Genomic DNA, 10845 nt, shown 5'->3' with positions numbered 1-10845 from the left:
AACTCGCCGTCGATCCGCGATGTGATCCTGTTCCCGCACATGCGACCGCAAGCGTAAACGTTTCAGTTAAAAAGCCGCCTAACAGGGCGGCTTTTTATTGCCTGTCTGGTACAAATGTATCAATTGGTTACTTTTGAATTGCAGAGGAAGTTCTGTCGTGATGGGTGCAATAGCTCAAGAAGGTGCAGCGGGTATCGCCACTGCGGTCGCTGAAAGCGTTCAGTACCAGGGCCGCAAGGCCAGCCGACAGGGCAGTGAGCAGCGTCGACAGGACATTCTCGACGCGGCGATGCGCATTGTCGTGCGTGATGGCGTGCGTGCTGTGCGCCATCGTGCAGTGGCTGCCGAGGCCGGTGTGCCGCTGTCGGCCACTACGTATTACTTCAAGGACATCGATGACCTGCTCACCGATACCTTCGCTCAGTACGTCGAGCGCAGCGCCGAATACATGGCCAAGTTGTGGGTCAACAACGAAGGTCTGCTGCGCGAGATGGTGGTCAGCGGTGACGGCAGCCCCGAGTCGCGCTCTCAGCTGGCTGACGACATTGCGCGGTTGATGGCCGACTATGTTCATCGGCAGTTGATTAACCGTCGCGAGCACTTGATGGCCGAGCAGGCTTTCCGTCAGGAGGCACTGCTCAACCCGCGTCTGGCAATTCTGGTGCGCTCGCACCAGCAGATTCTGTTGCAGGGCACCTGCCAGTTATTTCAGGTGCTGGGCTCGCGCGAACCGCAGCAGGATGCCAAGGTGTTGACGGCGATTATCGGACGGATGGAATATCAGGGCCTGCTCAACGACGCCGAGCCTGACTCAGAGGCTGAAATGCTCGGTATCCTCAACCGTTACATGCACCTGGTGTTGGCATAGGTGTAACGTGATCCCCGGGGCTCGGTGGTGTGATTTCATAGGGAGTATTGAATGAAAGCCTGGCGTGGCGTGCTGATCGCCTTGTCGTTCCTGCTGCTCAGTGGCTGTCTGGTGACTTTCAAGGAGCCGCTGCCCGCCAGTGAGCCGGCGCCCAAAGGCTTGCTCGGCAAATGGTCGAGCACCAATGCCTGGGGCGAACCAATGAACCTGGAACTGACGCGCATCGGCAACAATCGTTACCAGGCGGTCAGCTACTTCAAGGCCAGGCCCAAGGCGCGCGAGGCCTATCCGTTTACCGTGTCGCGCCATGGTGATCGCTGGTACCTGTCGGCGAAGGTGCCGGCACAATTTGGCGGCCACTTCCTCATCGCCGGGTTCGAGCTCACCGATAAACACGAATTGGTCGTCTACAACCTCGATCTGGAACAGATCAATCAAGCGATCAAGCAAAAAGCCCTGGACGGTCAGGCCTTCCAGACTGACGATGGCGACGGCGTTGAGGTCGACAGCCAGCTCGACAAGGTCTTTGCCTACCTCGACGATCCGGCCAATTCCGATGTATTCGTCGAAGCCGCGCGCTACCAGCGCCAGGCCCGCGCCAAATAATTCAGTGCGTCACGTTTTCTACAGGAGTTTCGGGTGGACGATTACCAGCAGACGATACGCATGTTGTCCGACCGCATTGTGCTGGCGCAGACGCCGATCCGTGTGCTCGACGCGGTCAAGTGGGACGAGAACATCCGCAAGGGCTTTCTCAAGGCCAAAGGCAAGGAAATGCCGGCGGTGGATCGCGACTACTACCTCAATCGCCCACTGAGTTTCGATTCAAGCAAGGTCAAACTGGAATTCCAGAACATCGAGCGCGACATCACCCGCCAGCTCGGCCAGTTCAACCCGGTCGGGCAGATCATGCGGCGCATGTGCAAGGAATACCGCATGGTCGTGCGCATGCTCGAAGCGCGCGGCACCGAGGATTTCGGCCTGATCTCGCAAGAACTGTACGGCGCTGCGTCCGACGCGTTTCACGCCGGTGATCCGACCCTGGCCGACCTCGGCCTGATGATGTCCGACTACCTGAACAACATCGACGGTCGAGGCGACTTGAAGGATGAGCCGAAAACCCTCACCGCCAAAGACGCCGTGCATCTGCTGCAAACCCGCCTGAACAAGGTGTTCGGCGAGGCCGAGGAAACCATCCGCGTATTCGAATCCGACGGCATCGTTGCCGACGCGGCGGCGGGCGCCGACTACATCAAGATCCGCACCGACGCGATGTTCAACGACCGCGACGTGCGCGCGCTGGAAGTTCATGAGGGGCTGGTGCACGTTGGCACCACGCTCAACGGTTTGAACCAGCCGATCTGCACCTTCCTCTCCAAAGGCCCGCCGTCGTCGACGGTGACCCAGGAAGGTCTGGCGATCCTCATGGAAATCATCACGTTTGCCTCCTACCCGAGTCGCCTGCGCAAACTGACCAACCGCACTCGCGCCATTCATATGGTCGAGGAGGGCGCCGACTTCCTGCAGGTGTTCGAGTTCTTCCGCGAGCAGGGCTTTGAGATGGCGGAAAGCTACGGCAACGCCAGCCGGGTCTTCCGCGGCTCGGTGCCGACCGGCCTGCCATTCACCAAAGACTTGTCCTATCTCAAGGGCTTTATCATGGTTTACAACTACATTCAGTTGGCTGTGCGTAAGGGCAAACTTGAGCAGATCCCGCTGTTGTTCTGCGGCAAGACCACGCTGGAAGACATGCGCACGCTGCGTCAGTTGGTGGATGAAGGGCTAGTGGTGCCGCCGAAATATCTGCCGGATCAGTTCCGCGATTTGAATGCGTTGTCGGCGTGGATGTGCTTCTCCAACTTCCTCAATCACTTGAGCCTGGACCGGATCGAAGCGGATTACTCCAACATCCTTTAAGTACAACACCAACCCTGTGGGAGCGGGCTTGCCCGCGATAGCAGTCTAACGTTCACATCTAAGTTGTATGACACACCGCTATCGCGGCAAGCCCGCTCCCACAGGTTATTCATTTTCCACGAAGTCGTATTTCAACCCGTATTTGCGAGGTTTCACCGGATGAGAATCCTCGGTATTTTCTGCCTGCTCCTGACCCTCGGCGGTTGCAGTTCTCTGTTGTTCTACCCCGAACCCGGCCAGGTCTTCACCCCGGAAAAGGCCAAACTCGAATACCGCACCGTCACCCTGGTCACGGCTGACGGCCTGAAGCTCAACGCCTGGTGGCTGCCGGCCAAACCCGGCGTTGAGGTCAAAGGCACAGTACTGCACCTGCACGGTAACGGCGGCAATCTGCCGATGCACCTCGGTGGCAGTTGGTGGTTGCCGAAAAACGGCTATCAAGTGCTGCTGGTGGACTATCGCGGTTACGGCTTGTCCGAGGGCGAGCCGAGCTTGCCGGCGATTTATCAGGACATCGACGCCGCGTTCGCCTGGCTCGACAAGGCGCCCGAGGTCAAAGGCAAGCCGTTGGTGCTGCTCGGTCAGAGCCTTGGCGGTTCGATGGCGGTGCATTGGCTGGTGCAGCATCCCGAACGGCAGAAGCAACTCAAAGCCCTGGTGCTCGACGGCGTGCCCGCCAGTTACCGCAGCGTCGGCCAATATGCGCTCAGTACATCCTGGTTGACCTGGCCATTCCAGGTGCCGCTGTCGTGGCTGGTGCCGGATGGCGACAGCGCGATCAACTCTATGCCGCAACTCAATGGCGTACCGAAACTGATTTTCCACAGCATTGACGATCCGCTGGTGCCGCTTTCCAACGGCATCCGCTTGTATCAAGCTGCGCCGCCACCGCGTGTGTTGCAATTGACCCGTGGTGGCCACGTGCAGACTTTTGGCGATCCGGTGTGGCGCCAGGTAATGCTGCGCTATCTCGACGATCCCGAGCACTTCAACGGCCTGCGCCGGCTCGGCGAAATCCCCAATTACCCGACACCTCCGAATTCTGAAGATGAGAGTCCGCAATGAGTGAAGAACGTAACGCCATCCCGCTGATCATTACCGGTATCTGCAGCATCCTCGGCACCGTCGGGGCGCTGTGGTACTACGGTTATCTGCACTTCGCCAAACCCGAGGATGCACTGCTGCTGAACGAATTCACCATGCTCAAAACCGTGCCGGGCGAGGACTACAAAGTCTCGCTGGACCCGGCGCCGCAAGTGGCGCAGTGCATCGATGGCGTGCTGGTGTTGTTCGACACCGAACAGAAAGGCCTGACCGGCGTGCTGGTGGATAACAAGAAGAAGGCAGTGCGTTGTGTGGGCGGGGAAACTCCGCAAAAGCTCGAACCCTGACGCCCTCGCCAGCTGCAACAACCCCGTAGGAGCTGCAGCAGGCTGCGATCTTTTGATCTTTTGATCTTCAACAAAAAGCCCCGCCTGATCAGATCAGGCGGGGCTTTATGTCACTGCGTGAAGCTTAGTTCGCGCTGACGGCCGAGCGCGGCATGACCGGCTGGTTGTCATTGGAAATGGTCACTTCAACACGACGGTTCATGGCACGGCCCGAAGCGTTGCCGTTTTCGGCAACCGGGTATTCCTTGCCATAACCCTGAGCAACGATGCGCGCTGGATCAACGCCCATTTTCACCAGGGCAGTGCGCACGGAAGCCGCACGGCGCTCGGACAGCGACTGGTTATGCGACGCGGTACCGGTGCTGTCGGTGTAGCCTTCGACGATCACTTTACGGTCCGGGTTTTCCTGGAGGAACTGAGCCAGTTTGTTGATGTTGACCAGGCCGCTGGATTTCAGGTCGGCACGGTCGGTGGCGAACAGCACGTCACCGAAGGTCACCAGCGTACCGCGATCGGTCTGCTTGGCGTTCAGGCTGTCCTGCAGCTGTTTGATCTGCTGATCACGGGCATCCAGACGCGCCTGGGCACGTTGAGCTGCAGCGTTCTTCAGGTTGTTTTCAGCGGTGCGCAGGGCGATGGTCTGCTTGGCCACTTCCACGCGCTGGTTGGTCAGGTAAGCCAGTTGGTCAACCTTGGACGCGTCTTGCTTGTCCAGGTAAGCCTTGTCGGCTTTGTCCAGATAATCGCTGGCGTCTTTGGTTTCCAGCGCGGCGACTTTGCTCGCCTGCGGGTTGGCTTGCAGGCCGGCGTAGTTGGTGCGTGCCTGTTCCAGATTCGGGTTAGGCGGGGTGGAGCAGGCAGCCAGGGCAACGCTTGCGGCCAGGAGAGCGGGGATCATCAGTTGCTTACGCATAATTTGTCGTCCTTTCTATCGATAAAGTTTCAGCTTTGCGGTCGGGATGCGCGCTTACTGCACGGTGCGCTGGCTTTCCTGACGCAGTTCCTGAACACCTTTCTGAGAGTCCTTGACTGCCTGTTCGGCCTTCATTGCCTGCGCTTTGCGTTCCGCTACACGGGCGTCCCACTCGGCTTGTTCAGCCAGAACCTTGGCTTCGTCGTACTTCTTGTCATGCATGGCCAGCTCGGCCTGCTTGAGCTTGTCCTGAGCCGATTTCATTTCCACGGCTGCGAATTCGGTACCGCCGGCGCTGACGGCGCTATTGACGGCCGATTCAGTCACGGCGAACTGCTCGGTCGGCGGATTGCCTGCGCAACCGGCCAGAACGAAGCTGGTGCCGATAGCCAGTGCAGCCATTTTCAGACCGCGCAGGTGAGTAGACGAGGATTGGGCGATGCTGGTCTTCATGGTCTTCAACTCCATTGGAAATGCTCCTGAAAAACTTGAAAAATCCATCCTGGGCATGGAGCCGTACCGTCGATGTTAGGAGGCGTTTTGAAACGGCCGTCCCAGGCGTGGTTACTGGGTACGACCCGAGCGCTTTTTCAAAAGTTCAGAAGAGATGGCCAATCGCCGGAAAAAATATCTGACCGATTGGTCATGGTTTTGGAGGTGGAACTTTGTGGGGGGCGCAGGGTATTCGCGGGCTAATGTGGGAGCGAGCAAGCCCGCTCCCACAGGGATCACCTGCACTCTCGGGAGCGATGATCAGTGTTTGGACTCGTCGCCACCGCTCGCCAGATCATGCAAATACCTGCGCGACAACGCCAGAAACCGTGGCGTAGGCCCGACGTCTTCATACAACGGATCACCTTCCTCATCGGTCGCCACCACGGTCGAGCCCTTCACATACGGCAGGCTCGCTTCGAATTCCTCAAGCGCAGCGCCGATCAACTCGCCGAGCAATTCTTCGGCATGCCGTTTCGGGTACATTTCGGCGATCGCCGCCAGGCGCGCAGCGGCCTCGACGTCCAGATGAATCGTGTAGCCAGTGTCGGTCAGGCGACCTTTGGCGTTTTCTTCCCAATGCTGGGCGAGTTCACGGATTTTCATGATGACCTCATGTCGCACCTGCGGGTGGCAGGCTTGGGTGAGTGTCCGCCGGGGCCGGCGGCAAGCCGTTGTACGGCTTACTGTTGAGACTAGCTTTCGGCCGCAAGGTTTAAAGTCCCTTCGTCGCCTGCTTGTAAGAAGCGTTCTGGAACGGCACTCTTGAGGTTCCTGGCCGCCCGGATTTTTTGCTGGAGAACTGCTGATGACCGATATTGATGCACGCTTGCGCGAAGACGTTCACCTGCTCGGAGAGCTGTTGGGTAACACCATTCGAGACCAGTACGGCGAGGCCTTTCTCGACAAGATCGAGCAGATCCGCAAGGGCGCCAAGGCTGATCGCCGCGGCTCGATGGACGCTGAACTGAGCGCCAGCCTCAATCAATTGAGCGAAGACGAATTGCTCCCGGTGGCGCGGGCGTTCAACCAGTTTCTCAATCTGGCGAACATCGCCGAGCAGTATCAGTTGATTCATCGTCGCGAAGAGTCGCAGCCCGCACCGTTCGAGTCCCGCGTATTGCCTGAATTGCTCGCTCGCTTACGGGCCGAAGGTCATGGCGCCGAAGCGCTGGCGCGGCAGTTGGGGCGGCTGGAGATCGAGCTGGTGCTGACCGCGCACCCGACGGAGGTGGCACGCCGTACCCTGATCCAGAAATACGACGCCATCGCCGAGCAGTTGGCGGCTCAGGATCATCGCGACCTGACCGGCGCCGAGCGCGAGCAGATCCAGGTCAAATTGCAACGCCTGATCGCCGAAGCCTGGCACACCGAGGAAATCCGCCGCACCCGCCCGACCCCGGTGGACGAAGCGAAATGGGGTTTTGCGGTCATCGAGCACTCGCTGTGGCAAGCCATTCCCAATTATCTGCGCAAGGCCGACAAGGCCCTGCACGACGCCACCGGCCTGCACCTTGCGCTGGAAGCTGCGCCGATTCGCTTTGCTTCCTGGATGGGCGGCGATCGCGACGGCAACCCGAATGTCACGGCGGCGGTCACCCGCGAAGTGCTGCTGCTGGCGCGCTGGATGGCGGCGGATCTGTACGTTCGTGACATCGATCAACTGGCAGCGGAGCTGTCGATGCAGCAGGCCAGCGACGCGCTCAAGGCGAAGGCCGGCGACAGTGCCGAACCTTACCGCGCGGTGCTCAAGCAACTGCGTGAACGTCTGCGGGCAACGCGTAACTGGGCGCATGCATCCCTGACAGCCAGCACGCCGGCAACGGCTGATGTGCTGCAGGACAATCGCGACCTGCTGGGTCCGCTGCAGCTGTGTTATCAGTCGCTGCACGAGTGCGGCATGGGCGTGATTGCTGACGGCCCGTTGCTCGATTGCTTGCGCCGGGCGGTGACCTTCGGCCTGTTCCTGGTGCGCCTCGACGTGCGCCAGGATTCGTCGCGGCACACTTCGGCGATGACTGAAATCACCGATTACCTCGGCCTCGGTCGTTATGAAGATTGGGGCGAAGAGCAGCGCATCACCTTCCTCACGCAAGAACTGAATAATCGTCGGCCGTTGCTGCCGGCGCATTTCAAGCCGTCCGCCGATACTGCTGAAGTGCTCAATACCTGCAAGGAAATCGCCGCCGCACCGGGCGCTTCGCTCGGCTCCTATGTGATCTCCATGGCCGGCGCCGCTTCCGACGTCCTCGCCGTGCAGTTGCTGCTCAAAGAGTCCGGCGTGCTGCGGCCGATGCGTGTGGTGCCGCTGTTCGAAACCCTCGCCGACCTGGATAACGCCGGCCCGGTGATCGAAAAACTGTTGCTCCTGCCAGGCTATCGTTCACGCCTGCACGGCCCGCAGGAAGTCATGATTGGCTACTCCGACTCGGCCAAGGATGCCGGCACCACGGCGGCCGCCTGGGCGCAGTATCGCGCGCAGGAACGCCTGGTCGATATTTGCCGCGAGCAACAGGTGGAACTGCTGTTGTTTCACGGCCGCGGTGGCACCGTTGGACGTGGCGGCGGTCCTGCTCACGCAGCAATTCTGTCGCAGCCGCCGGGCTCGGTGGCGGGGCGGTTCCGCACCACCGAGCAGGGGGAAATGATCCGCTTCAAATTCGGCCTGCCGGATATCGCCGAACAGAACCTCAACCTCTACCTGGCGGCCGTGCTGGAGGCAACGTTGTTGCCACCGCCACCGCCGGAGCCGGCCTGGCGCGATCTGATGGACGAACTGGCCGCTGATGGCGTGAAAGCCTATCGCGCAGTGGTGCGGGAAAATCCGCAGTTCGTCGAGTATTTCCGCCAGTCCACCCCGGAGCAGGAGTTGGGGCGCTTGCCGCTCGGCAGTCGTCCGGCCAAACGTCGAGCGGGCGGCATTGAAAGCCTGCGGGCGATTCCGTGGATCTTCGGCTGGACGCAAACGCGGCTGATGCTGCCGGCCTGGCTTGGCTGGGAATCGGCGTTGAGCAAAGCGCTGGAGCGCGGCGAGGGCGAATTGCTCGGACAGATGCGCGAGCAGTGGCCGTTCTTCCGCACGCGCATCGACATGCTCGAAATGGTCCTGGCCAAGGCTGACGCCGACATTGCGCGGTCTTACGACGAGCGTCTGGTGGAGCCGGATTTGCTGCCATTAGGTGCGCATTTACGCGACCTATTGTCGCAGGCCTGCGCGGTGGTCCTGGGGCTGACCGGTCAGTCCCAACTGCTGGCGCATAGCCCGGACACCCTTGAATTCATCCGTTTGCGCAACACCTACCTCGACCCGCTGCATCTATTGCAGGCCGAGTTGCTGGCGCGTTCGCGGCAGCAGGAAGTCGAGCAGGGCAGCCCGGTGGAACAAGCGTTGCTGGTGTCTGTGGCGGGGATTGCCGCCGGTTTGCGCAATACCGGCTAAGGTTTTTGCCGTGGCGTGCGGCACCTGGAGTAAACGCCGGATGCCGTTTTGTCTGAACGCTGCAAGTGCGGTCAGGCGACAGTTAATGATGGGGTTGCGACTTGGGTTACCGCGTCGCAAGGTCGCGGTGGGCTTCGGTTTCTCCGACTTTTGGCGTCTTGTGTGGGCGCAGCCTGCTGTGTATCTTGATCAGCCTTTGGCCGTTTGTGCGGCCACGACCCATATTTTTCAGGATTCGTCCCAAGAGGCGAATCCTTTGTTTTGTAAAAGCTTTTTATAAAAAAATTGAGGAGCACATCTAATGCGCGTCATTCTGCTGGGAGCTCCCGGGGCCGGTAAAGGTACTCAGGCTAAGTTCATCACCGAAAAATTCGGCATTCCACAAATCTCCACCGGCGACATGCTGCGCGCAGCGGTCAAGGCCGGCACTCCGCTGGGCGTTCAAGCCAAGAGCATCATGGATGCCGGCGGCCTGGTGTCGGATGACCTGATCATCGCCCTGGTCAAGGAACGCATCAGCCAGGCTGACTGCACCAACGGATTCCTGTTCGACGGTTTCCCGCGCACCATTCCGCAGGCTGAAGCTCTGGTCACTGCCGGCGTCGAGTTGGATGCAGTGGTTGAAATCGCGGTTGAAGACGAAGAAATCGTTCAGCGCATCGCCGGTCGTCGTGTTCACGAAGCCAGCGGCCGCGTTTACCACATCGTCTACAACCCGCCGAAAATTGCTGGCAAAGACGACATCACCGGCGAAGAGCTGGTACAGCGCAAGGACGACACTGAAGAAACCGTGCGTCATCGCCTGTCGGTCTACCATTCGCAGACCAAACCGCTGGTGGATTTCTACCAGAAGCTTTCGGCTGAAACCGATGGCAAGCCGAAGTACAGCCACATCGAAGGCGTGGGTTCGGTTGATGCGATCACCACCAAGGTGCTGGCAGCGCTGAGCTGAAAAGTCTGACTGGCTGCATCATCCACGGCCCGCTTGCGGGCCGTAGTTGTTTATACTGACGCACTTTTTCCCACCCCTGTTTTGGAAACATCGATGAGCACCTTGCTGGCCCTGGACACCGCGACTGAAGCCTGCTCCGTTGCCTTGCTGCATGACGGCAAGGTCACGAGCCATTACGAGGTGATCCCGCGCCTGCACGCGCAGAAGCTGCTGCCGATGATTCAGCAGTTGCTGGCAGACGCCGGGACCACGCTGCAGGCGGTCGACGCCATCGCATTTGGCCGGGGGCCGGGAGCATTTACCGGCGTGCGGATTGCCATCGGCGTGGTCCAGGGCCTGGCCTTTGCCCTGGATCGCCCGGTACTGCCGGTATCCAACCTTGCGGTGCTGGCGCAACGTGCGTTGCGTGAGCATGGCGTGAGCCAGGTCGCGGCGGCCATCGATGCGCGCATGGATGAAGTGTATTGGGGTTGCTACCGCGAGACGGCGGGGGAGATGCGCTTGGTCGGCGCCGAAGCGGTGTTGCCGCCGGAAGTCGCGGCGTTGCCTGCCGATGCCAGCGGCGAGTGGTTCGGTGCGGGCACCGGTTGGGGCTATGCCGAGCGCATAGCCGTCAATCCGAGCGGGCAGGACGCCGGCATGCTGCCTCACGCTGAAGACCTGCTGACGCTGGCCAGATTTGCCTGGGCGCGCGGTGAAGCCATCGTGGCGGATGAGGCGCAGCCGGTTTATTTGCGCGATAAAGTGGCGACGCCTAAAGCAAGATAAGCTTGAATCTCGGTGGTTTCTCCGCGAGCAAGCCCGCTCCCACAGATTGCGAGTTGTCACTGAACTTGTGTGCGACATGGCTCCTGTGGGGGCGGGCTTGCCCGC

General features: G+C 60.2%; 11 protein-coding genes. 8 read left to right on the top strand and 3 right to left on the bottom strand.

Annotated elements, in window-relative coordinates; all coding sequences use genetic code 11:
* Positions 1–160 precede the first annotated feature (160 nt).
* The 5 genes from JFT80_RS21575 to JFT80_RS21555 all read left to right on the top strand — a co-directional run bounded on the left by JFT80_RS21575 (position 161) and on the right by JFT80_RS21555 (position 4176).
* A complete protein-coding gene (locus JFT80_RS21575) occupies positions 161–868 on the top strand; it encodes a TetR/AcrR family transcriptional regulator (RefSeq protein WP_201149305.1) in 708 nt (235 codons plus the stop codon).
* Positions 869–919: 51 nt separating this feature from the next.
* On the top strand, positions 920–1474 hold the full coding sequence (locus JFT80_RS21570) for a hypothetical protein (protein WP_201149301.1): 555 nt from the start codon (positions 920–922) through the stop codon (positions 1472–1474).
* 60 nt (positions 1475–1534) lie between these two features.
* Positions 1535–2785: a flavohemoglobin expression-modulating QEGLA motif protein gene (locus tag JFT80_RS21565; RefSeq protein WP_201149303.1), complete on the top strand. Its 1251-nt coding sequence runs from the start codon at positions 1535–1537 to the stop codon at positions 2783–2785.
* 159 nt (positions 2786–2944) lie between these two features.
* Positions 2945–3850, top strand: coding sequence for an alpha/beta hydrolase (locus JFT80_RS21560; protein WP_201149299.1), 906 nt, complete (start codon positions 2945–2947; stop codon positions 3848–3850).
* Positions 3847–4176: a hypothetical protein gene (locus JFT80_RS21555; RefSeq protein ID WP_201149297.1), complete on the top strand. Its 330-nt coding sequence runs from the start codon at positions 3847–3849 to the stop codon at positions 4174–4176. Before JFT80_RS21560 ends, JFT80_RS21555 begins: the two co-directional genes overlap by 4 nt.
* A 124-nt stretch (positions 4177–4300) precedes the next feature.
* Here JFT80_RS21555 and JFT80_RS21550 read toward each other — a convergent pair whose 3' ends face one another.
* The 3 genes from JFT80_RS21550 to JFT80_RS21540 form a co-directional block, all read right to left on the bottom strand.
* Positions 4301–5089, bottom strand: a complete 789-nt coding sequence (locus JFT80_RS21550; RefSeq protein WP_201149295.1) for an OmpA family protein — start codon at positions 5087–5089, stop codon at positions 4301–4303.
* A 54-nt stretch (positions 5090–5143) separates the two neighbouring features.
* A complete protein-coding gene (locus JFT80_RS21545) occupies positions 5144–5557 on the bottom strand; it encodes a DUF4398 domain-containing protein (protein WP_122837667.1) in 414 nt (137 codons plus the stop codon).
* Positions 5558–5842: 285 nt separating this feature from the next.
* Positions 5843–6187, bottom strand: a complete 345-nt coding sequence (locus JFT80_RS21540) for a pilin assembly protein (protein ID WP_201149293.1) — start codon at positions 6185–6187, stop codon at positions 5843–5845.
* A gap of 202 nt (positions 6188–6389) precedes the next feature.
* On the opposite strand from JFT80_RS21540, the gene ppc reads away from it, so the two are divergent.
* The 3 genes from ppc (at position 6390) to tsaB (ending at position 10740) form a co-directional block, all read left to right on the top strand.
* Positions 6390–9020, top strand: coding sequence for a phosphoenolpyruvate carboxylase (ppc, locus tag JFT80_RS21535; RefSeq protein WP_201149291.1), 2631 nt, complete (start codon positions 6390–6392; stop codon positions 9018–9020).
* A gap of 301 nt (positions 9021–9321) precedes the next feature.
* On the top strand, positions 9322–9972 hold the full coding sequence (gene adk / locus JFT80_RS21530; protein WP_201149289.1) for an adenylate kinase: 651 nt from the start codon (positions 9322–9324) through the stop codon (positions 9970–9972).
* A 93-nt stretch (positions 9973–10065) separates the two neighbouring features.
* Positions 10066–10740 (top strand): tRNA (adenosine(37)-N6)-threonylcarbamoyltransferase complex dimerization subunit type 1 TsaB, encoded by a 675-nt coding sequence (tsaB, locus tag JFT80_RS21525; RefSeq protein ID WP_201149287.1) that lies wholly within the window; start codon positions 10066–10068, stop codon positions 10738–10740.
* Positions 10741–10845 lie beyond the last annotated feature (105 nt).

The organism is Pseudomonas sp. TH10 (assembly GCF_016651255.1).
In the GTDB taxonomy this organism is placed as follows: domain Bacteria; phylum Pseudomonadota; class Gammaproteobacteria; order Pseudomonadales; family Pseudomonadaceae; genus Aquipseudomonas.
The sequence above is the reverse complement of the archived record's forward strand: the minus strand, read 5'-3'. Positions and strand labels throughout refer to the sequence as shown.